The following is a 21,157-nucleotide window of genomic DNA, read 5'->3' as shown; positions in this document are numbered from 1 at the left end:
CAGATAAGAAGGCACCCACAAGGCAAAGGAAAATCGGGTCCGCTCCTACTGGGGCGCCCCGCAGGTGGACCGTTAACCACAACTGTCGGCTGTCACCCGCCGCCGACCTGCTGTATCCTTATGAAACCGCCCCCGTGGAGGGCCGCGCCATGCCCGTGATGGACGCCGACCAGCGCCGGAAACTGGAAGACCAGCTGCTTCGCAAGGCGGAGGAAGCGATACGGACCCTGCGCCGGGAGGCGGAGACCGGCGACCCCGCCCGCGTCGATTCGCTGGCGGAGGGAATGGCCGGGCTGCTGAAGACCCGGGAATTCCCCAGCCTGCGCGCCGCCGAGTTCCGCGAGCTGACCCGCGCCGTCCAGCGCGGCGCCTATCAGCGCAGCGTCGATTCGCTGCTGATCCAGGCCGAACGCTGCGGCCATCGCGGCGACGAAAAGGGACGCAACGCGCTGCTGACCCAGGCCAAAGACCATTTTGCCAAGGCCCTGCGCTTCGGCGCCGACGACGAGTTCCGCCACGGTGTCGAGCGGCGCGTGCAGGCGACGCTGATGACCAGCAAGGACGGGGTGGACGACCGCACCAAGCAGGCGGCCAAGCACAAGCTGGACCAGCACGATGTCGGCGCCAAGCCGCCCAACGGCATCGAGCGCCGCCGCGCCATCCGCTACATGGACCCGGTCCTGGCGGTGGAGGCGGAGGGGCGGCGCTGCACGACGATCAACTGGTCGACCCGCGGCCTGCTGGTCGACCTGCCGCCGGAGGAATTCGCCCATGCCGTCGGCGGCAGGCTGCGGCTGGAGCTGTATTGCCCGGAAATTCCGGTGGGTCCGGATAAGACCAGCCATCGCATCGGCGGCCGGCAGATCGCCCATGTGGTGCGCCTCGACCCCGACCGCCGCGCGGTGGCCCTGTCCTTCCCCGACATCAGCACCGTGATGCTGGACCTGATACACGCGATGAAGGAGGCCGGCATCAAACCCGAACCGGAGCGCTGACCGACCTCCTTCACCTCCAAACTCACATCACGCCGATCCCGCTGGGCGCCGTCACGGCATGTTCCTTCAGGATCGCTTCGGAGATCGCCGACACCTCGATCAGCTGGACCTCGTAGCCCCACAGGTTGGCGATGTGGCGCAGCACCGCCTTGGCGTCGCTCTCGTCCAGCAGCACGCCGTTGGTGACGCGGTGCTGCAGGATCAGCTTGCGGTCGCCGGCAAGATCGACGTCGACGATCTGGATGTCCGGCTCCAGGTAGCCGAGGTCGTACTGGCGGGCCAGCTTCTTGCGGATGTCGCGATAGCCGCGCTCGTTGTGAATGTGATCGACCAGCAGATAGGGGTCCTCCGCGTCGTCGCGCACGCTGAACAGCTTCAGTTTCCGCATCAGATGCGGGCTGAGATATTGCAGGACGAAGCTCTCGTCGCGGAAATTGGCCCAGGCCTCGCGCACCGCCGCCATGCCGTCGCCCTGGCCGGCGAGGTCGGGGAACCACTGGCGGTCCTCGTCGGTCGGTTTCTCGGCGATGCGGGCGATGTCCTGCATCATCGCGAAGCCGATCGCGTAGGGGTTCAGGCCGGAGAAGCGCTTGTCGTCGAACTCCGGCTGGAACACCACCGAGGTATGGGAGTGCAGGAACTCCAGGAAGGCGCCTTCGCTGATCTGGCCGGTCTCGTGCAGGCGGCTCATGATCTGGTAATGGACGTAGGTGGCGCAGCCCTCGTTCATCACCTTGGTCTGTTTCTGCGGATAGAAATACTGGGAGATGTGGCGGACGATGCGCAGGATCTCGCGCTGCCAATGCTCCAGCCGCGGCGCCTTCTTCTCCAGGAAATAGAGGATGTTCTCCTCAGGCAGTCCCAGCAGCTTCTTGCGCTCCGACACCGACTTGGCCGGACGCGGGCCGGCGGCGGTTTTGGGCACCGTGCGCCACAGATCGTTGAAGGTCTGGTCCTGATATTCCTGCCGCTCGCGCTCGCGCCGCTGTTCGGTCCGCAGGTCGGAGCGCTTCTTCGGATATTTGTGCACGCCCTGGCTCATCAGCGCATGGGCGGCGTCCAGCACCCGCTCCACCGCGGCATGGCCGTAGCGTTCCTCGCAATGGGTGATGTAGGTCTTGGCGAATTCCAGATAGTCCAGGATGCCCTGGGCGTCGGTCCATTGCTGGAACAGCTGGTTGTTCTTGAAGAAGTGATTGTGGCCGAAGGCGGCGTGGGCGATCACCAGCGTCTGCATCGTCATGGTGTTCTCTTCCATGATGTAGCTGATGCAGGGGCTGGAATTGATGACGATCTCGTAGGCCAAGCCGCGATAGCCCTTGCGGTACATCATCTCGTCGCGGGCGAAATGCTTGCCGAAGGACCAGTGCTTGTACATCAGCGGCATGCCGATGGACGAATAGGCGTCGAGCATCTGCTCGGCGGTGATGACCTCGATCTGATTGGGATAGACGTCGAGGCCCATTTCCTTCAGCGCGATGTGCTCGACGGCGTCGTAGACGCGCTTGATCTTGTCGTAATCCCACTCGACGCCGTCATACAGCAGCGCGTCGGGTCTGGTGATCACAGCGGTCATTCTCGATCTCCCCCTACCGCCCCCCCGGCTATGGGATGGGGGCGGTGATTTCCCTTTATCCCCTTACGCTCCCGCCTTCTCGCGGGCGAACAGCTCGCGGAAGACCGGGAAGATCTCCCGGCGGGAGCGGACGCGGCGCATCGCCAGCGGGCGTTCCGGGCTCTGCACCTGCTTGTAGGTGCGCCACAGCTCCGTCTCGCGGCCCAGCGCCGACAGGCCCATGTTGTGTTCCGCCGCCACCTCAATGTAGGCGAAATACTGGCACATCGGCAGGATGACATCGCGCAGCAGGGTCGCCGACTTGGCGTTGTCCGACGACATGTTGTCGCCGTCCGACGCCTGGGCGGCGTAGATGTTCCATTCATTGTGCGGATAGCGGTCCTGCACGACCTTCTGCATCTCCTCCAGCGCGGTCGACACCACGGTGCCGCCGGTCTCGGTGGAGTAGAAGAAGGTTTCCTCGTCGACCTCCTTGGCCTCGTGGGTGTGGCGGATGAAGACGATGTCGACCGACCGGTACCGCCGCCGCAGGAACAGGTACAGCAGCATGAAGAAGCGCTTGGCCAGATCCTTCATGTGCTCGGTCATCGAACCGGACACGTCCATCAGGCAGAACATCACCGCCTGGGCGATCGGCTTCGGCACCGATTCGAACCGGTTGTAGCGGACGTCGATCGGGTCGATGAAGGGAATGCGCTTGGAGCGCAGGACGATGTGTTCCAGCTGTTCGCGCAGCGCCTGGATCTGGTCGGCATCCTCGCCGGCCTCCTCGGCCTCGCGCAGCAACTCCTCCAGCTCTCGGATTTCGTCGCGCTTGGGGCGCTTCAGCGCGATGCGGCGCGACAGGCTGTTCCGCATGGTGCGGACGAGGTTCAGGTTGGCGGGCGATCCCGACACCGAATAGCCGGCCCGGGTCAGCGTGTGCGATTCCGACTGCTTGACCTTCTGCTTCACCAGATCGGGAAGCTCCAGATCCTCCAGGAAGATGTCGAGGAACTCGTCGCGCGACAGGACGAAGCGGAACTCGTCCTCGCCCTCCCCGTCGGCGCTGCCCTCGCTGCCGCGACCGCCGCCACCGCCGTCCGGGCGCTGGATGGTGTCGCCTTCCACATATTCCTTGTTGCCGGGCACGACATAGTCGCGCACCCCGCCCTGGCTGGCGCGGTGGAAGGACGGTTCGCGCACGCCGCCGGCGGCGATCGTCACCTTCTCGCCGTTCTCGATATCCTGGATGCCCCGCTTGCCGGAGGCGTCGCGGACCGCCTTGACCACCTGTTCCTTGGCACGGCGCAGGAAGCGCTGGCGGTTGGCCAGGCTCTTGCCTTGCGGGTTCAGGCGACGGTCGATGATGTTCATCAAGGGGCTGGCCCTCCCACCCGTTTCGTCACGCGGCCTTCGAACTCTGACAGCATTCTATGACAGTGGGGTCGCCGCGGGGCGTTGCAACACCCCGCCCCGCGGCAATTATGCACCCAGCAGTCTACTGAACTCAGCCCGCCTGCTTGACCCGCATGTACCACTCGACCAGCCGGCGGACCTGCCGCTCGGTGTAGCCGCGGGTCATCATGCGCGAGACGAACTCGGTGTGCTTCTTCTCGGTCTCGCCGTCCTTCTTCGAGCCGAAGCTGATGACCGGCAGCAGATCCTCGACCTGGCTGAACATCCGCTTCTCGATGACCTCGCGGATCTTCTCGTAGGAGGTCCAGGACGGGTTGCGTCCGGCATTCGCCGCCCGGGCGCGCAGGGCGAACTTCACCACCTCGTTGCGGAAGTCCTTCGGGTTGGCGATGCCCGCCGGCTTCTCGATCTTGGTCAGCTCCTGGTTCAGCAGCTCGCGGTTCATCAGCTGGCCGGTGTCGGGATCCTTGAAGTCCTGATCCTCGATCCAGGCGTCGGCATAGTCCACGTAGCGGTCGAACAGGTTCTGGCCGTAATCGGAGTAGGATTCCAGATAGGCCTTCTGGATCTCGTTGCCGATGAACTCGGCATAGCGCGGGGCGAGTTCGGCCTTGATGAACTCGACGTACTTCTTCTCCGTCTCCTCCGGGAACTGTTCGCGCCGGATTGCCTGTTCCAGCACATACATCAGATGCACCGGATCGGCCGAGATCTCCGTCGAGTCGTAGTTGAAGGTCGAGGCCAGGACCTTGAAGGCGAAGCGGGTGGAGATGCCGCCCATGCCCTCGTCGACGCCGGCCTGATCCTTGTACTCCTGCATCGACTTGGCTTTGGGATCGGTTTCCTTGACGCTTTCGCCGTCATAGACCCGCATCTTGCTGTAGAAGCTGCTGTTCGGATGCTCGCGCAGGCGCGACAGCACCGAGAAGCGGGCCAGCATCTCCAGCGTCGCCGGGGCGCAGGGTGCGGTCGCCAGATCGGAACTGCGGACCAGCTTCTCGTAGATCTTCTGCTCCTCCGCCACCCGCAGGCAGTAGGGGACCTTGATGACGCAGATGCGGTCGATGAAGGCTTCGTTGTTCTTGTTGTTCTTGAAGGTCTGCCACTCCGCCTCGTTGGAGTGGGCCAGGATCACGCCCTGGAAGGGGATGGCGCCGATGTTCTCCGACCCGACATAGTTGCCCTCCTGCGTCGCGGTCAGCAGGGGGTGCAGCATCTTGATCGGAGCCTTGAACATCTCGACGAATTCCAGCATGCCCTGGGTCGCCCGGTTCAGGCCGCCGGAGAAGCTGTAGGCGTCGGGATCGTTCTGGCTGTAGATCTCCAGCTTGCGGATGTCGACCTTGCCGACCAGGGACGAGATGTCCTGGTTGTTCTCGTCGCCCGGCTCAGTCTTTGTCACGCCGATCTGGCGCAGCTTGCTGGGATGCAGCTTCACCACCTTGAAGCGGTTGATGTCGCCGCCGAACTCGTCGAGGCGCTTGACCGCCCACGGGCTCATCAGTCCGGTCAGGCGGCGCTTCGGGATGCCGAAGCGTTCCTCAAGCTCGTCGCCGATCTCGTCCGGGTTGAACAGGCCGAGCGGGCTTTCGAAGGTCGGGCTGATCTCCTTGCCGGCCTTCAGGACGTAGATCGGGCATTTCTCCACCAGCGATTTCAGCCGCTCCGCCAGCGACGACTTGCCGCCGCCGACCGGGCCCAGCAGGTAGAGGATCTGCTTGCGCTCCTCCAGGCCCTGTGCGGCGTGCCGGAAGAATCCGACGATCCGCTCGATCGTCTCTTCCATGCCGTAGAACTCGGAGAAGGCGGGATAGACCTTGATGGTCCGGTTCATGAAGATGCGGCCCAACCGCGGGTCGCGGGCCGTGTCGACCACCTCCGGTTCGCCGATGGCGGCCAGGATGCGTTCGGAGGCCGAGGCGTAGGACATGGGGTCGTCGCGGCACAGCTGGAGATAGTCCATCAGGGACATCTCGGTCTCGCGGCGGGTCTCGTAATTCTGCGTGTAGCGCGTGAACAGTTCGTCGGCCGGGAACATTCGTCGCTCCGTCTTATCTGGTCCGATGCGCCGGGGCGCCGCCGGTGGCTGCGGCGGCAGGCCGCGGCGCATGCCGCGATCCATGGGGCACTCCAGGGAAGACGCGGACCTCAAGGGGTCCACAGCCTCCCCGCTCAGCGGTAGAAGCCAGCGGTCTGGTGTAAGGAACGGTCCTGTGAAGGCCGGGAGCCGTCCGTCCTGCGACGCGGCAACCCCCGAACGAGTCATTTTTGAATGTAATGCTCCACCTAGAGCTTTCCAGGCACTCAGGCTCCATAGCCGGAAAGCCCGCTGTGGAGCCGGCCTCAGCCATAGGACCTAGGTCCCACGGCCAGTGTGGGTGCGGCGAGCGCACCTGCTCAACCAGCGCGCGTGTTTGCCGCGCGTGCGGCGGAAGGTTCGGCGATTGGAGTGTGACGGCTTTGCAGAGAGACGGCGTGTATCCGGCGGCAGTCGTCGTTGCCCGTCCGGTCGGGGAGAGTTGCCCAGTGCTGGTCGATCCATTGCGGTTCGATCGGGCCCTCTTGATCACGCCATCGGCCTCCTCAAGCAAGCGCGCCGCCTCGACCAAGCACGGCGCAGGGATTTACCGTCGATGCTGGACTCCAAACCTTAACAAAATCTCGCAAGCGACATTGCGGCTGGCCGTATCGTATGGCCGGTGCTCCGTAACACCTCGCCCCAATACCTCGCCCAATACCTCTTTGAGATCATGTTGCGTCCCAATCATCCCCATCAACAAGGCGGAAATTGGGTGAGGATGGGGCACCCATGCGGCGCGGTGGGGGAATACCGCTCGATTACCGAATTGTTTCAACGGCTTGGCAAGCTTGCCACGGGGTGGGAAATTTTAAGGAGGGGTCCGCACCCTGCCGGCCGCCGCCGTCGGGAGCGACAATCACAGGCGGTAAACGCGACGTTCGGGCAAGGCCCGCTCAGGCCAGAAGGCTGGTCCCCAGCCCCATGGCCAGCACCCCGCGCAGGCTGGCGGGGGTGACCGGCTTGGCCAGCACCGCGTCGGCGCCGCCGTCACGCGCCTGGGCCTCACGGTCGCTGTCGACACGGCCGCTCATCAGCACCACCGGCAGGGCATGCCGGTAAGGCTCGCCGCCGGCGCGCAGCGCGCGGACGAAGCCGAAGCCGTCCATCGGCTGCATTTCCACGTCGCACAGCACCAGATCGGGAGAGTGTGCGGCGACGGCGGCAAGGCCCGACTCGCCGTCGGCGGCCTGATGGACCGCCTTGACGCCCAGCGTGCCCAGCATCTTCGCCAACACCATGCGGGTGAAGGACTCGTCCTCGACAACCAGGACCGACAAGGCGCCGAACGGCGTCTCCGTCCCGCCTGCCCCAGTGTCTTCAGCAGCATCCTCAGCCGATCGGTCAGCCACCACGCCCGCCCTTTCGCTTGAGCCACCCTCGGCGGACTGGCGCCGGGGGTCATTTCGTGACTGAACCTGTGTACGATGGCAACCAGAACCACGCAAGATGTCCAAAAATGCGAGGGGCGGAGTGCCCTGGATGAGCGGTTGCGCCGGTCCTCCGGCCCCGCTTAGATGGAACGCATGAGCTTCCTCGATCACATCCGCGCGTGCAACGCGCACGACCTGTCCGGTTTCCGCCCCTTCGAGCTGGACGGCCACACCGTGGGCTGGGTGCGCCATGCCCTGGCCGACGCGCTGCCCGGCGTCGATCCCGGCTTCGTCGTCACCGCCGACCGGCTGACCATTGCGCCCGAGATCCGGGACTTCGAAGCGCGCTCCACCCTGCTCGACCATGCCGCCGCCTATCTGGTGGAGCAGGGCACGGTCAAGGCGCTGCGCGGGGAATATTACCCCATCCTGCCACGCTGGGGGGCGGAGCCGCTGGCCCGGCTGGACCGCGCCGCGGTCGGCGCCTTCGGCATCGAGGCCTATGGCCTGCACATCAACGGCTTCGTCCGCGATGAGGCCAGCGGTAATGGGGCCGGCGGCCTGCTGCTGTGGGTCGGCCGCCGCGCCCGCGACCGCGAGGTGGCGCCGGGCCAGTTCGACAACCTGATCGCCGGCGGCCAGCCGATCGGCCTGACGCTGGCCGAAAACCTGGAGAAGGAGGCGGCGGAGGAGGCCGGGCTCGACGCCGAGACCGCGCGGCGCGCCGTGCCGGTCGGCGCCATCAGCTACACCATGGAGACTCCGGCCGGGCTGAAGCGCGACCGCCTGTTCGTCTACGACCTGGAGCTTCCGCCCGGCGTCACCCCGGTCAACACCGACGGCGAGGTGGAGGCCTTCGAACTCTGGCCGCTGGACAAGGTGGCCGACTCGGTGCGGGGCACCGGCGACTGGAAGTTCAACGTCAACCTCGTGGTGATCGACTTCCTGGTCCGCCACGGCTGGCTGACCCCGGAGAACGACCCCGACTATCTGGAGATCGCCTGCGGCCTGCGCCGGTAGGCCCGACTCCGGTCAAACAAAAGGCCCCGCTCTCTTGCGAGAGCGGGGCCTTTTTTGTTTCCGGCCGCGGGCGCGCCCGGTGCCTTTACCAGAGCCTTGCTTACCCTGAGCGTTGCTTGCCCTGGGCCTTACTGCGGCAGCGGCTGCGGGCTGTCGGCCAGCGAGCGCAGGTAGGCGATGACAGCGGCGCGGTCGTCGTCCTTCTTCAGGCCGGCGAAGGTCATCTTGGTGCCCGGGGCATAAGCCTTCGGGTCGTAGAGGAACTTGTTCAGCTCGTCATAGGTCCAGGTGCCGCCGGTCTTGACCAGGGCATCGGAATAGCTGAAGCCCTGCATGTGGCCCTTCGGACCGCCGAGGACGCCGTACAGGTTCGGGCCGACCTTGGCCGAACCGCCCTTGTCGAAGCTGTGGCAGGCGGCGCAGGCCTTGGCGACCTTCTGGCCGGCTTCCGGGCTGGCGGCGGCGAGCAGCGGCGCGATCGGCGCCGGACCGGTGGGAGCGGCACCCTTGTCGGCGGGCGCGCTTGCCCCCTCGGGCGTCGCGATGACATAGACGCTCTGTTCGAGCGGCTTCGAATGAACCAGCACCTTGGACGCGAATCCGGCCAGCATCGCGATCAGCCCGGCCAGCAGCACGGCGCCGAAAACCTTGTTCCACTCCATGCTCATTGAGAGCCCCTTTTTTCCCTATTTCAGTACACTCGGCGTTTCTCCCGCCCGCGGCTGAACGCGCCGCGGCTACCATAGCCCGCGGTCCGAAGCTTGTCATAGCCCAGCGGACCGCGAAAAAAGGTCGCATACAAATTTGTCGCAGTCACCAACCACTTAATTTCCTTGCGCATTACGCTGCACTGCAAAACCTCCTCCATCCGGGTCATACCGGCACTTGACGCCGCACCGGCGTCCATGTTTCACCCGCGCCAATGCCGTCTGGCCCGCTCTGGCGGACCTGATCCCCTTTCCACCGGAGCTTCCGCGCCATGCCGACCGCCTCCAGCCCCACCCGTCCCGTCAACCCGATCGTGGTGATCCCGGCGCGCATGGCCTCCACCCGGCTGCCCGGCAAGCCGCTGGCCGACATCCTGGGCGCGCCGATGATCGTCCATGTGCTGCGCCGCGCCATGGAGGCCGCCATCGGCCCGGTGGTGGTCGCCTGCGCCGAGCCGGAGATCGCCCGCGCCGTCGAGGCCGCCGGCGGTACCGCCGTGCTGACGCGCCCCGACCATCCCTCGGGCTCCGACCGCATCTTCGAGGCGCTGCAGCTGATCGATCCGGAGGGGCGGCACGACGCGGTGGTCAATGTGCAGGGCGACCTGCCGACCATCGAGCCGGAGAGCGTCCGCGCCGCCTTCGCTCCGCTGGCCGACCCGGAGGTCGACATCGCCACGCTGGTCGTCGAGATCACGCGGGAGGAGGAGATCAGCGACCCCAACGTGGTCAAGGCGGTGCTGGAGCTGCCCGCCGGCGCCCGCCAGGGCCGTGCGCTTTATTTCACCCGCGCCACCGCGCCGACCGGAGACGGTCCGCTCTATCACCACATCGGCCTCTACGCCTACCGCCGGGCGGCGCTGGAGCGTTTCGTGTCGCTGCCGCCCTCGGTGCTGGAGCAGCGCGAGCGGCTGGAGCAGCTGCGCGCCCTGTCCAATGGCATGCGCATCGACGCGGCGGTCGTTGACGCGGTTCCGTTGGGTGTCGATACTCCCGCCGACCTGGAGCGCGCCTGCGCCCTCCTGTCCGCCCGCAAGGGCGGCTGAGATCTGATGATGTCCGGCCGCAAGGCCGGCTGAAACCTTACCGACCCGCCTTTCCAAGATCCGCCGGGGGAACTTTGTCCATGCCCAGCTCCAACATCATCGCCTTCCAGGGCTTCCCCGGCGCCTATTCCGATCTGGCCTGCCGCAACGCGCGGCCGACCATGACGACGATGCCCTGCGCCACCTTCGAGGACGCCTTCTCGGCGGTGCGCGAAGGCCGCGCCTCGCTGGCGATGATTCCGGTGGAGAACTCCATCGCCGGCCGCGTCGCCGACAACCATTACCTGCTGCCCGAAGGCGGCCTGCACATCATCGGCGAGCATTTCCAGCGGGTGAACCACCAGCTGCTGGCGCCGAAGGGCGCCACGCTGGACAGCATCCAGACCGTGCGCAGCCACATCCAGGCGCTGTCCCAGTGCCAGACCGCCATCCGCGAGTTGGGCCTGCAGGCGATCAACCATGCCGACACGGCGGGGGCGGCGAAAGAGATCGCGGCGATGAACGACCCGCGCCATGCCGCCATCGCCTCCTCGCTGGCGGCGGAGATCTACGGCCTCGACATCCTGAAGAGCGGGATCGAGGACGCCACCCACAACACCACCCGCTTCCTGATCCTGGCGCGCGAGCCGAAGCTGCCGGCGCTGGGCTCCTGCAAGACGATCACCACCTTCGTCTTCCGCGTCCGCAGCGTGCCGGCCGCTCTGTACAAGGCGCTGGGCGGCTTCGCCACCAACGGCGTCAACATGACCAAGCTGGAAAGCTATATGGTCGGCGGCCACTTCACCCAGACGCAGTTCTACGCCGACGTGGAGGGCCATCCGGACGAACGCCTGCTGCGCCTCGCCCTGGAGGAACTGGATTTCTTCGCCCGCGAGGTGAAGATCCTCGGCGTCTATCCGGCCAACCCGTTCCGCTATCAGGAGAGCCAGCGCGTCGGCGAGGACTGAGTCTCTCCCGCAACGCCGCAAGTCTTTTCGCAGTTGCCGCAAGTCGCGCGTCATTCCGCCGCAGTGACGCGACTTAGCCATGGCCGCGTTCGGCAGGTGCTGGGCATGATTAGCGAAAGTTGTTATACAATAAAGACCGGCAAGGACCGGACTCATAAGCCTACGAATACAACAAGACACCACGGCGGCTGACGGGTGAAACCCCGCCGACGGCCATGGCGCCACGGATGGAGGTTGCCATGCTCACGATGGACGATTGCCTGGGGTTGGCGAATCTGGAGGCGGAGGAGGTGGCGCAGATCGCCGCCCACGAACATCTCCCCTTCATGACCGCCCTGGAAAAGGGTGCCTCGCTTTTGGTTGAGCCCTGGGGCGACGCCGCCGTCCGCCAGATGGTGTGGGACAACCTGTGCAGCACCCACCGCCGCCATCCGGCCGAAGCGGCCTCGCTGATGACGCTCTACAACGACACCTGCACCCGCCACCCCAACCCCTTCGACCGCCGCTGCTCCCCGGCGCGGGCCATGGGGCCGCAACGGCGGCATTGAGGGGGCTCTGGCTTCCATCTATGCGCTGCATGACCGGCCTGACGCGCTGTGTTACGCTTTGCGGACCCCGCAATTCTTGCTGTACGTCAGGCCGACCATGCGCATGATCCGAGACATGTCCAAACCGCGTCCGGAGCGTCAGGTTCCGCCAGCCAAGCTGGCAACGGACATACCGGACGCCGGGCTTTACGACGAAGACTTCGTGGCCTGGATCGAACGCCAGGCGGCGCTGCTTCGTTCGGGCACTCTTACTGCGCTGGATCGCGCCAACCTAGCCGAAGAACTGGAGGATATGGGAAAGGCCAAGCGGCAGGAACTGCGCAACCGGCTTGAAGTGCTGCTCACTCATCTCCTCAAATACCAGTTCCAGCCGGCTATGCGCACGGGCAGTTGGCTCGGAACCATCGGTGAGCAGCGCCATCGCATCGAAGACGTGGTGGAGGAAAGTCCGAGCCTGCGTCCGCTGCTCGCCGAATTGCTGGAGGATGCCAAGATCTACAAGAGGGCGGTCCAGAAGGCGGCGCTGGAGACCGGCCTCCCCGCCAGCACCTTCCCGCCAGCCAATCCCTACGACGGGCAGGCGCTGGACGGCCGCTTCTGGCCCGGCCCCGGTCCGCATCCGGATCTCGACTGACTGCTGTTTCAGCCGCTTCTCATCGGATCCTGCCACGCGCCTCTCTCAGCCGTCATTCCCGCGAAGGCGGGAATCCAGCTGTTTCAGCCGCTTAGCTGCGGAGCTTCCTGGATCCCCGCCTGCGCGGGGATGACGGCCGAGGAAAGAGGCTACTCCCTCACCCCTCCGCCATCCATTCCCGGATCAGGCGGTGGGCGATCGAGTCGGGGCGGGCGAGGCGGAAGGTCTCGTCCGGGGTGTGGGTGCGCAGGAAGTCGCGGTCGAACCAGCGGGCGCTTTCCAGCTCGTCATTGCCGGTGTCGATGTCGAAGCTGGTGGCCCGCGCCATGAAGCCCAGCATCAGCGAGGACGGGAAGGGCCAGGGCTGCGACGACCGGTATTGGATGTCGGTCACCGTCAGCCCGACCTCCTCGAACACCTCGCGGGCGACGGTGTCCTCCAGGCTTTCGCCCGGCTCCAGGAAGCCGGCCAGCACCGAATGCATGCCCGGCGGGAAACGGCTCTGGCGGCCCAGCACGATCCGGTCGCCGCCGTCATGGACCAGCATGATGACGGCCGGGTCGGTGCGCGGGAAATGGTGGGTGGCGCAGTCGGGGTTGGTGCAGAGGCGCACATGCCCGCCCTCCGCCGACGCGGCCGGGGAGCCGCAGACCCCGCAGAAGCGGTGGCGGGCGTTCCACCACACCATGCCGCGGGCATAGGCGCACAGTGCCGCCTCCCCTTCCGGCATCAGCGGCCCGGTGGCGCGCAGATCCTCGAACCGGCCGTGGCCCCGCAAGGCCGGCAGCCCGTCCGGCTCCTCCACCATCGACAGGTCGACGGTGAAGAGCGGGGTGCCATCCTCCATCAGCCCGAGGAAGATCGGCACCGCATCCAGCCCTTCCGCCGGCAGCAGGACGGCGCGCGGCGCATCCTGGGGTCCGGCGACGAAGCTCTTGGTCTGCCAGATCGGCAGGACACGGGACGCGGGAGCGAGCCAGGCCTCCGTCAGCCACTCCTCGTCCTTGCGGCGGAGGGAGGCGCGGTCGATCGGCGCGGCGGCGTAGATGTTGGGTCGGTTCATCATGGCCGGTCGAGGCTGCCACAAGCCGTGCCGGGCGAAAAGCCCTCCCGGTGGCCTAGCTGTCCTGCGGCGGCACGAGCCGCCCTCAACACGAAGCCTGAAGCCTGGACAGGGCGCTTTCGGGTTTCCGGGGCGGGCGGGCACCGGTAGGATGCGGCAACCAGTCTGACAGAATTCCCAGTTTGACAGAATTGAAGGAGCGACCATGACCGAACCCTGCCCCGCCCCGATGGTGGCGCTCGCCCAGCGGTTGGCCGACTCCAGCGGCAGCGTCGTCCGCCGCTATTTCCGCACCCCCGTCGCCATCGACGACAAGGCCGACGCCTCGCCGGTCACCATCGCCGACCGCGAGGCGGAGCATGTCATCCGCACCATCATCGAAAGCCAGCGCCCCGACGACGGCATCTATGGCGAGGAACACGGCACCAAGAACCTCGACGCCGAATGGGTGTGGGTGATCGACCCCATCGACGGCACCAAGTCCTTCATCACCGGCCGGCCGATCTTCGGCACGCTGATCGCCCTGCTGCACCATGGCCGCCCGGTTCTGGGCATCATCGACCAGCCCATCGTCGGCGACCGCTGGATCGGCGTGGAGGGCCGGCCGACCACCCACAACGGCCAGCCGGTGCGCGTCCGCCCCTGCCCCGGTGGGCTGCCTGCCGCGATGTTCGGGACCACCTCGCCCGACCTGTTCCCCGGCAGCGATTACGAGGCCTACCGCCGCGTCGCCGCCAAGGTGAAGACGGCGGCCTATGGCGGCGATTGCTACACCTACGGCCTGCTGGCGTCCGGCTATTACGACCTCGTCGTCGAGTCGGGGTTGAAGCTGTACGACTTCGCGGCGCTGGTGCCCGTGGTGACCGGGGCCGGCGGGCTGATGACGGATTGGGAGGGCAAGCCGCTCGACGCCAAATCCAGCGGCCGGGTGATCGCCGCCGGTGACCCGCTGACCCACCAGGATGCCATGAAGGCGCTGGCCGGCTGAGGACACCGAGATGACCGCCCCGACTATAACCACCATCGAGCCGCCCGCCCGTTCCGTCTTCGAAACGTCCCCTGAAAAGCTGCGGCCCTTTCTGGAAGGCTTGGCCGCGCGGGTATCGGTCGGGTCGAACTGGATGGTGCGCAAGAAGACCGTCTGCGACCTGCTGTTGGGGCTGGACGCCTTCTTCGCCCTGCCGGCGGCCGAACGCAGCGCGCTGATGGCCGATGATGCCTCTTCCGGTACCCCAGCCGACGCGGAAGGCGGGCCGGAGGATTTCCGCAAGGTCCTGCCGCTCTATGTCGGCGCCATCCTGGAAGGGCTGAAGGAAACGGCCGTTGCGTCCCCGGAACAGGCGGCCATCTACCTGCTGTCCATCCATCCGGAGCATCAGGCGGCGGCGGAAGCCTGGATGCTGGCCGACCCGCGCAACGGGAAGTCGGTGCGTAAACTGATGCGGGACGACCGCCGCTATCGCCAGTTGATGGACCGCATGGCCGACCACTGGCGAAGCTCGCAAAGCCGCTGAACCTGAACCGGAATTGCGCTTGACCGGGGCGCGGGCGTGGCAATCTAACCAGAACGTCCGCTCCTCCAAACAGGACCGCCGATGCGCCGCCTTCTCGCCGTTGCCGCCACGATCCTGACCCTCGCCGCGCCGGTCGTCCTCACTCCGGCCCAGGCCGCGACCAGGACCGTCACCGCGCTGAAGCAGTTCGGGGAGCCGCAGTTCAAGCCGGGCTTCACCCATTTCCCCCACGTCAATCCCGACGCGCCCAAGGGTGGGTCGATCGGGCTGGCCGAATCGCAGCCGGGCACCTACGACAGCCTGAACACGCTGATCCTGCGCGGGGTGCGGCCGCGCACGCTGGGGCTGATCTCCGACACGCTGATGGTCGGGTCGGGCTGGGAGCTGGACGCCGCCTATGCCCATCTGGCGGAAAGCGTCGAGGTCCCGGACGATTACGGCTGGGCCATCTTCACGTTGCGCCAGGGCGCCCATTGGCATGACGGCACGCCGATCACCAGCGCCGACGTGGTCTTCACCTGGGATGCGATCCAGGCCCACGGCGCCCCCTTCATCAAGTCCTTCCTCGACCACATCGCCAAGGTGGAGGCGCTGGACGACCGCCGCTTCAAGATCACCCTGACCGGCACCGGGGAGATCAAGCCGATCATCGACTTCGCCGTCACCTTCGCGCCGCAGCCCAAGCATTGGTGGACCGCCAATGGCCGCGACATCTCCAAGACGACGCTGGAGCCGGTGCTGGGCAGCGGCCCCTACCGGATCAAGATCGTCGATCCCGGCCGCTCCATCACCTATGAGCGGGTCGCCGACTGGTGGGCGAAGGATCTGCCGACCGCCCGCGGCTTCTACAATTTCGACACGGTGAAGGACGACTTCTACCGCGACGACGACGTGATGTTCGAGGCGTTCAAGGCCGGCGCCTACGACTTCCGCGGCGAATACCGGGCGCAGCGCTGGACCACCGGCTACGACTTCCCCGCCGTCAAGGACGGCCGGGTCAAGACGCTTGAAGTCCCGAGCGAGTTGCCGCTCGGCGCCCAGGGTTTCCGCCTGAACACCCGGCGCGCCAAGTTCGCCGATCCGCAGGTGCGCGAGGCGCTGACCCTGCTGTTCGACTTCGACTGGATCCAGAAGAACATCCTGTACGGCCAGTACAAGCGCACGCTCAGCAACTTCCCCAACTCCGACTTCGGGGCGAAGGGACCTCCCGGCCCGGCGGAACTGGCGCTGCTGGACCCCTACAAGGCAAAGGTGCCGGAGCGGGTGCTGACCCAGCCCTTCACTCTGCCCACCACCGACGGCAGCGGCAACAACCGCGCCCAGGTGCGCGAGGCGACCCGCTTGTTCAAGGCGGCCGGCTGGGAGGTCCGCAACGGCAAGCTGACCAACGTGAAGACCGGCGAGGTGATGGCGATCGAGTTCCTCGACGGCACCGGTGCGCTGACCCGCGTCATACAGCCCTATGTCGAGACGCTGCGCCGCGTCGGCATCGACGCCAGCCTGCGATTGGTCGACACCGCCCAGTATCAGGCCCGGCTGGACGAGTTCGATTTCGACGCCATTATCGTCAATCTCAGCTTCTTCACCCCGCCGGGCACTGAATTGCGCGGCTATTTCGGGTCGGCCGCCGCCGGCACCAAGGGCTCGGCCAATTATTCCGGCATCCACGACCCGGTGGCCGACGCGCTGATCGAAAAGGCGCTGGCCGCCAAGGATCTGGACAGCGTCCAGGCCGCCACCCGCGCGCTCGACCGCGTTCTGCTGTGGGGCTTCTACATGGTTCCGCAATGGTACAACCCGGAAAGCTGGATCGCCCACAAGGCGTGGCTGGCCCATCCCGCGGTCTGGCCGAAATACGACCAGGACTATCGCAGCACCAATTTCCCGGCGACCTGGTGGGTCGACGCGGCCAGTAAGGCGGCACAGCCTTGATGACGCCCCATTGCCGGGCTAACTCCATCCATCTGAACGGTTTTTGAGAAAACAAGCGAGGGAGGGGATCGGGTATGATGGGTCGGATGCGGTGGCTGGGCACCGGCGTGATGGCCGCGATGACGGGGGCTCTGCTGCTTGCGGCACCCGTCGCGGCACAGGACAAGGGCAGCCACGCCATCGCCCTGCATGGCAAGCCGAAATACGGGCCGGACTTCCAGCATCTCGACTACGTCAATCCCGACGCGCCGAAGGGTGGCGAGGTCAAGCTGATGGCCTTCGGCGGCTTCGACAACCTCAACCCCTTCATCCTGCGCGGACAGGCCGCCGCCGGCTCCGGGCTGGCGTTCCAGACCCTGACCACCAGCAACGGCGACGAGGCGATCACCGAATACGGCCTGCTCGCCGAAAGCATCGAGGTCGCACCGGACCACACCTGGGTCGCTTTCACCCTGCGGCCGGAGGCCCGTTTCCAGGACGGCAAGCCGGTCACGGTGGACGACGTGATCTGGAGCTTCGACACGCTCCGCGAAAAGGGCCATCCGCTCTACCGCACCTACTACGCCGACGTAACGAAGGCGGAGAAGACCGGCGAGCGCACGGTCAAATTCTCGTTCCGGGATGGCAACAATCCAGAGCTGCCGGTCATCATGGGCCAGTTGCCGGTGCTGCCCAAACACGCCTTCGCCAATCGCGATTTCGCCGCCACGACGCTGGAGCCGCTGGTCGGCAGCGGTCCCTATAAGGTGGTGGACGTGCAGGCCGGCCGCTCCATCACCTATGAGCGGGTGAAGGACTGGTGGGCGAAGGATCTGCCGATCAACCGCGGCCGCTACAATTTCGACCGCATCCGCTACGACTATTACCGCGATCTCGACGTGGCGTTCGAGGCGTTCAAGGCCGGCGCCTATGATTTCCGGCTGGAGAACTCGTCGAAGAACTGGACCACCGGCTACAATGTCCCGGCGGTGCAGAACGGCCAGATCGTCAAGGAAGAGATCAAGCACCAGGACCCGCAGGGTATGCAGGCCTTCGTGTTCAACATCCGCCGGCCGATCTTCGAGGATCGGCGGGTGCGCGAGGCGCTGAATTACCTGTTCGACTATGAATGGACGCGGGCCAACCTGTCCTACGGTCTCTATCAGCGCACCAAAAGCTATTTCGCCAACACCGAACTGGCGTCCACCGGCCTGCCCTCCCCCGCCGAGCTGAAGCTGCTGGAACCGTTCCGCGGCCAGATCCCGGAGGAGGTGTTCACCAAGCCGTACGAGCCGCCGAAGACCGATGCCAGCGGCAACATCCGCGGCAACCTGCGCACGGCACTGGGCCTGTTGAAGGAGGCCGGCTGGGAGTTGAAGAACGGCAAGCTGGTCAACGCCCAGGGCCAGCCCTTCCGCTTCGAGATCCTGCTGGTCCAGGCCGACATGGAACGCATCGTCCAGCCCTTCGTCCGCAATCTGGAGCGCGCCGGCATCGAGGCGCAAATCCGCGTGGTCGACAGCGCGCAGTACCAGAACCGCACCGATAATTTCGATTACGATATGATCATCGAGCGGTTCGCGCAGTCATTGTCGCCCGGCAACGAACAGCGCGACTACTGGGAATCCTCGCGCGCCGACCAGCCGGGCAGCCGCAACGCCATCGGCATCAAGAACCCGGTGGTCGACAAGCTGGTGGAGACGCTGATCGCCGCCCCCGACCGCGAGTCGCTGATCGCCGCCACCCGGGCGCTGGACCGCGTGCTGCTGTGGAACTGGTACGTCATCCCGCACTGGCACGACACGGTGTACCGCGTCGCCTACTGGAACCGTTTCTCCCATCCGGCGGTTGCCCCCAAATACGGCCTCGGCTTCCAGGACACATGGTGGGTCGATCCGGAAAAGAACGCCAAGCTGGCCAACAGCGCGCGCCGCACGGAACCCTGAGCCGCCTGACACGTACACTGCTCTGGTCTAAGCTGTCGTTTCCTTGAGGATTGGGGAGGGTCGGGACACCCGCGATGCTGGCATACATCATCCGACGCCTGTTGCTGATCATCCCCACCCTGTTCGGGATCATGGTGATCAATTTCCTGATCGTGCAGATCGCCCCCGGCGGCCCGATCGAGCAGATGATCGCCCGTGTCCAGGGCACGGCGGTGGAGGCGACCTCGCGCATCGGCGGATCGGCCGGCGGCGACGCCAACACCGCCCAGCGCCAAAACCAGACCGGCGGCGACAGCGGCAGCAAGTACCGCGGCGCCCAGGGCCTGGATCCCGCCTTCATCAAGCAGCTGGAGAAGGAGTTCGGCTTCGACAAGCCGCTGCACGAACGCTTCATCCACATGATGTCGAACTACATCCGCTTCGATTTCGGCACCAGCTACTTCCGCGACCGCCGGGTGGTCGATCTGGTGATCGAGAAGATGCCGGTGTCGATCTCGCTCGGCATCTGGACGACGCTGATCGTCTATCTGGTCTCCATTCCGCTCGGCATCGCCAAGGCGGTGCGCGACGGACAGCCCTTCGATGTCTGGACCTCCGGCGTCGTCATCGTCGGCTATGCGATTCCCAGCTTCCTGTTCGCCGTGCTGCTGATCGTGCTGTTCGCCGGCGGGCGTTATCTCGACTGGTTCCCCTTGCGCGGGCTGGTGTCGGACAATTGGGGCGACCTGCCCTGGTACAAGCAGATACTCGACTATTTCTGGCACATGGCGCTGCCGGTGCTGTCGATGGTGATCGGCGGCTTCGCCGGCCTGACCATGCTGACCAAGAACTCCTTCATGGAGGAGATCGGCAAGCAGTACGTCATCACCGCCCGCGCCAAGGGCCTGACGGAAAACCGGGTGCTGTACGGCCATGTCTTCCGCAACGCCATGCTGATCGTCATCGCCGGCTTCCCCGGCGCCTTCATCGGCATCCTGTTCACCGGCGCGATGCTGATCGAGGTGATCTTCTCGCTCGACGGGCTGGGGCTGCTGGGCTTCGAGGCGGCGATCAACCGCGACTATCCGGTGATGTTCGGCACGCTGTACTTCTTCACGCTGCTGGGGCTGATCATGAATCTGGTCGGCGACATCACCTATGTGATGGTCGATCCCCGCATCGACTTCGAATCGCGGAGGGTGTGATGACTCCGCTGACCCGGCGCCGGCTGGCCAATTTCAAGGCGAACCGCCGCGGCTTCTGGTCCTTCTGGATCTTCCTGGTGCTGTTCGTCGTCTCGCTGGGGGCGGAGTTCATCGCCAACGACAAGCCGTTGGTGATCGAATATGAGAATCACTACTACTGGCCCGTCTTCAACGCCTACCCCGAGACCACCTTCGGCGGGGAGTTCGAGACGGAGACCGATTACCGCGACCCCTATGTCCGCGACCTGATCAATTCCAAGGGCTGGATGGTTTGGCCGCTGATCCCCTACAGCTACCGCACCATCAACTACAACCTGCCGGTTCCCGCCCCCGCCCCGCCGTCCGCCGACAACTGGCTGGGCACCGACGACCAGGGGCGCGACGTGGTGGCGCGGCTGATCTACGGCTTCCGCATCTCGGTGCTGTTTGGTCTGGTGCTGACGGCCTTTTCGTCGGTCATCGGCGTGGCGGCCGGTGCGGTGCAGGGCTATTTCGGCGGGCTGACCGACCTGCTGTTCCAGCGCTTCATCGAAATCTGGCAGGGTCTTCCCACCCTGTTCCTGCTGATCATCCTGGCCAGCGTGGTGACGCCGACCTTCTGGTGGCTGCTGGGCCTTCTGCTGCTGTTCTCCTGGACCGCGCTTGTCCATGTGGTGCGGGCGGAGTTCCTGCGGGCGCGCAACCTGGATTACGTGCGCGCGGCCAAGGCGCTGGGGGCGGGCGACGTCACCATCATGGTGCGCCATGTGCTGCCCAACGCGATGGTGGCGACGCTGACCTTCATGCCCTTCATCCTGAACGGTTCGATCACCACCCTGACCGCGCTGGACTTCCTCGGCTTCGGCCTGCCGCCCGGCTCGCCGTCGCTGGGCGAGCTGCTGGCCCAGGGCAAGGCCAACCTCCAGGCGCCCTGGCTGGGCCTGACTGCCTTCTTCGTGCTGGCGATAATGCTGAGCCTGCTGATCTTCATCGGCGAGGCGGTGCGCGACGCCTTCGACCCGCGCAAGACCATCGCCCAGATGTCCACCGCCCTGCCCGGCGAGGCCAGCGCGGCGACGGCTGCGCGCAAGGAGGCGGCGGAGTGATGGTGTACATCGACCACGACCGCCTGTCCCCTCTCCCCCCCGGGGAGAGGGTTAGGGTGAGGGGGATGCGCTACGTGGCTTCGCAAGAAGCACAAAGTCTCTCATCGCCCCATGAATCCACGCGGTGCTCCCC

The 21,157-nt window shown here is 65.9% G+C and carries 18 protein-coding genes; 12 read left to right on the top strand and 6 right to left on the bottom strand.

Annotated features, from left to right (window positions below; genetic code table 11):
• Window positions 1-149: 149 nt before the first annotated feature.
• The gene (locus M5E06_RS01160) at window positions 150-995 is read left to right on the top strand and encodes a PilZ domain-containing protein (RefSeq protein ID WP_252136872.1); all 846 of its coding nucleotides are present in this window, start codon (window positions 150-152) and stop codon (window positions 993-995) included.
• 22 nt (window positions 996-1,017) lie between these two features.
• On the opposite strand, the gene M5E06_RS01155 is transcribed toward M5E06_RS01160, so the two are convergent.
• The 4 genes from M5E06_RS01155 to M5E06_RS01140 all read right to left on the bottom strand — a co-directional run bounded on the left by M5E06_RS01155 (window position 1,018) and on the right by M5E06_RS01140 (window position 7,398).
• Window positions 1,018-2,571: a SpoVR family protein gene (locus tag M5E06_RS01155; RefSeq protein WP_109151664.1), complete on the bottom strand. Its 1,554-nt coding sequence runs from the start codon at window positions 2,569-2,571 to the stop codon at window positions 1,018-1,020.
• A 63-nt stretch (window positions 2,572-2,634) separates the two neighbouring features.
• On the bottom strand, window positions 2,635-3,927 hold the full coding sequence (locus M5E06_RS01150; protein ID WP_252136871.1) for a YeaH/YhbH family protein: 1,293 nt from the start codon (window positions 3,925-3,927) through the stop codon (window positions 2,635-2,637).
• A gap of 133 nt (window positions 3,928-4,060) precedes the next feature.
• Window positions 4,061-6,007: a PrkA family serine protein kinase gene (locus M5E06_RS01145; protein ID WP_109151666.1), complete on the bottom strand. Its 1,947-nt coding sequence runs from the start codon at window positions 6,005-6,007 to the stop codon at window positions 4,061-4,063.
• Between the two features lie 935 nt (window positions 6,008-6,942).
• Window positions 6,943-7,398: a response regulator gene (locus M5E06_RS01140; RefSeq protein ID WP_252136870.1), complete on the bottom strand. Its 456-nt coding sequence runs from the start codon at window positions 7,396-7,398 to the stop codon at window positions 6,943-6,945.
• A 174-nt stretch (window positions 7,399-7,572) separates the two neighbouring features.
• Between M5E06_RS01140 and M5E06_RS01135 the strand changes: the two genes are divergently transcribed.
• A complete protein-coding gene (locus M5E06_RS01135; RefSeq protein ID WP_252136869.1) occupies window positions 7,573-8,439 on the top strand; it encodes an NUDIX hydrolase in 867 nt (288 codons plus the stop codon).
• A 128-nt stretch (window positions 8,440-8,567) separates the two neighbouring features.
• On the opposite strand, the gene M5E06_RS01130 is transcribed toward M5E06_RS01135, so the two are convergent.
• Window positions 8,568-9,107 (bottom strand): c-type cytochrome, encoded by a 540-nt coding sequence (locus tag M5E06_RS01130; protein WP_252136868.1) that lies wholly within the window; start codon window positions 9,105-9,107, stop codon window positions 8,568-8,570.
• A 311-nt stretch (window positions 9,108-9,418) separates the two neighbouring features.
• Here M5E06_RS01130 and M5E06_RS01125 point away from each other — a divergent pair, with 311 nt between their 5' ends.
• The 4 genes from M5E06_RS01125 to M5E06_RS01110 all read left to right on the top strand — a co-directional run bounded on the left by M5E06_RS01125 (window position 9,419) and on the right by M5E06_RS01110 (window position 12,321).
• Window positions 9,419-10,192, top strand: coding sequence for a 3-deoxy-manno-octulosonate cytidylyltransferase (locus M5E06_RS01125; RefSeq protein WP_252136867.1), 774 nt, complete (start codon window positions 9,419-9,421; stop codon window positions 10,190-10,192).
• Window positions 10,193-10,272: 80 nt separating this feature from the next.
• Complete coding sequence (locus M5E06_RS01120) at window positions 10,273-11,139, top strand: prephenate dehydratase (protein ID WP_252136866.1); 867 nt, start codon at window positions 10,273-10,275, stop codon at window positions 11,137-11,139.
• A gap of 239 nt (window positions 11,140-11,378) precedes the next feature.
• Window positions 11,379-11,687 carry a hypothetical protein gene (locus tag M5E06_RS01115; protein ID WP_252136865.1) on the top strand — a complete coding sequence of 103 codons (309 nt, stop codon included), beginning with the start codon at window positions 11,379-11,381 and terminating at the stop codon, window positions 11,685-11,687.
• Between the two features lie 115 nt (window positions 11,688-11,802).
• A complete protein-coding gene (locus M5E06_RS01110) occupies window positions 11,803-12,321 on the top strand; it encodes a DUF29 domain-containing protein (RefSeq protein WP_252136864.1) in 519 nt (172 codons plus the stop codon).
• 157 nt (window positions 12,322-12,478) lie between these two features.
• Here the strand turns inward: M5E06_RS01110 and nudC are convergent, their stop codons facing one another.
• Complete coding sequence (gene nudC / locus M5E06_RS01105; protein WP_252136863.1) at window positions 12,479-13,387, bottom strand: NAD(+) diphosphatase; 909 nt, start codon at window positions 13,385-13,387, stop codon at window positions 12,479-12,481.
• Between the two features lie 202 nt (window positions 13,388-13,589).
• Here nudC and hisN point away from each other — a divergent pair, with 202 nt between their 5' ends.
• The 6 genes from hisN to M5E06_RS01075 all read left to right on the top strand — a co-directional run bounded on the left by hisN (window position 13,590) and on the right by M5E06_RS01075 (window position 21,024).
• Window positions 13,590-14,372, top strand: a complete 783-nt coding sequence (gene hisN / locus M5E06_RS01100) for a histidinol-phosphatase (RefSeq protein ID WP_252136862.1) — start codon at window positions 13,590-13,592, stop codon at window positions 14,370-14,372.
• 10 nt (window positions 14,373-14,382) lie between these two features.
• The gene (locus tag M5E06_RS01095; protein WP_252136861.1) at window positions 14,383-14,898 is read left to right on the top strand and encodes a hypothetical protein; all 516 of its coding nucleotides are present in this window, start codon (window positions 14,383-14,385) and stop codon (window positions 14,896-14,898) included.
• A gap of 81 nt (window positions 14,899-14,979) precedes the next feature.
• On the top strand, window positions 14,980-16,830 hold the full coding sequence (locus M5E06_RS01090; protein WP_252136860.1) for an extracellular solute-binding protein: 1,851 nt from the start codon (window positions 14,980-14,982) through the stop codon (window positions 16,828-16,830).
• A 74-nt stretch (window positions 16,831-16,904) separates the two neighbouring features.
• Window positions 16,905-18,755: an extracellular solute-binding protein gene (locus M5E06_RS01085; protein ID WP_252136859.1), complete on the top strand. Its 1,851-nt coding sequence runs from the start codon at window positions 16,905-16,907 to the stop codon at window positions 18,753-18,755.
• A 74-nt stretch (window positions 18,756-18,829) separates the two neighbouring features.
• Entirely contained in the window at window positions 18,830-19,939 is a 1,110-nt protein-coding gene (locus M5E06_RS01080) for a microcin C ABC transporter permease YejB (RefSeq protein WP_109151676.1), read from the top strand.
• Window positions 19,939-21,024 (top strand): ABC transporter permease, encoded by a 1,086-nt coding sequence (locus M5E06_RS01075; protein WP_252136858.1) that lies wholly within the window; start codon window positions 19,939-19,941, stop codon window positions 21,022-21,024. Before M5E06_RS01080 ends, M5E06_RS01075 begins: the two co-directional genes overlap by 1 nt.
• The last annotated feature ends 133 nt before the right edge of the window (window positions 21,025-21,157 follow it).

This window comes from Azospirillum sp. A1-3, from assembly GCF_023806445.1.
In the GTDB taxonomy this organism is placed as follows: Bacteria; Pseudomonadota; Alphaproteobacteria; order Azospirillales; family Azospirillaceae; genus Azospirillum.
Note: the sequence above shows the minus strand (reverse complement) of the source record. Positions and strands in the feature narration are given on the sequence as shown.

Coding starts and splice junctions, on each gene's coding strand:
- M5E06_RS01150 (WP_252136871.1), bottom strand. CDS start 3,927: ATGAACATCATCGACCGTCGCCTGAACCCGCAAGGCAAGAGCCTGGCC.
- M5E06_RS01145 (WP_109151666.1), bottom strand. CDS start 6,007: ATGTTCCCGGCCGACGAACTGTTCACGCGCTACACGCAGAATTACGAG.
- M5E06_RS01085 (WP_252136859.1), top strand. CDS start 16,905: ATGATGGGTCGGATGCGGTGGCTGGGCACCGGCGTGATGGCCGCGATG.
- M5E06_RS01160 (WP_252136872.1), top strand. CDS start 150: ATGCCCGTGATGGACGCCGACCAGCGCCGGAAACTGGAAGACCAGCTG.
- M5E06_RS01155 (WP_109151664.1), bottom strand. CDS start 2,571: ATGACCGCTGTGATCACCAGACCCGACGCGCTGCTGTATGACGGCGTC.
- M5E06_RS01095 (WP_252136861.1), top strand. CDS start 14,383: ATGACCGCCCCGACTATAACCACCATCGAGCCGCCCGCCCGTTCCGTC.
- M5E06_RS01110 (WP_252136864.1), top strand. CDS start 11,803: ATGTCCAAACCGCGTCCGGAGCGTCAGGTTCCGCCAGCCAAGCTGGCA.
- M5E06_RS01125 (WP_252136867.1), top strand. CDS start 9,419: ATGCCGACCGCCTCCAGCCCCACCCGTCCCGTCAACCCGATCGTGGTG.
- nudC (WP_252136863.1), bottom strand. CDS start 13,387: ATGATGAACCGACCCAACATCTACGCCGCCGCGCCGATCGACCGCGCC.
- M5E06_RS01080 (WP_109151676.1), top strand. CDS start 18,830: ATGCTGGCATACATCATCCGACGCCTGTTGCTGATCATCCCCACCCTG.
- hisN (WP_252136862.1), top strand. CDS start 13,590: ATGACCGAACCCTGCCCCGCCCCGATGGTGGCGCTCGCCCAGCGGTTG.
- M5E06_RS01135 (WP_252136869.1), top strand. CDS start 7,573: ATGAGCTTCCTCGATCACATCCGCGCGTGCAACGCGCACGACCTGTCC.
- M5E06_RS01120 (WP_252136866.1), top strand. CDS start 10,273: ATGCCCAGCTCCAACATCATCGCCTTCCAGGGCTTCCCCGGCGCCTAT.
- M5E06_RS01115 (WP_252136865.1), top strand. CDS start 11,379: ATGCTCACGATGGACGATTGCCTGGGGTTGGCGAATCTGGAGGCGGAG.
- M5E06_RS01090 (WP_252136860.1), top strand. CDS start 14,980: ATGCGCCGCCTTCTCGCCGTTGCCGCCACGATCCTGACCCTCGCCGCG.
- M5E06_RS01075 (WP_252136858.1), top strand. CDS start 19,939: ATGACTCCGCTGACCCGGCGCCGGCTGGCCAATTTCAAGGCGAACCGC.
- M5E06_RS01130 (WP_252136868.1), bottom strand. CDS start 9,107: ATGAGCATGGAGTGGAACAAGGTTTTCGGCGCCGTGCTGCTGGCCGGG.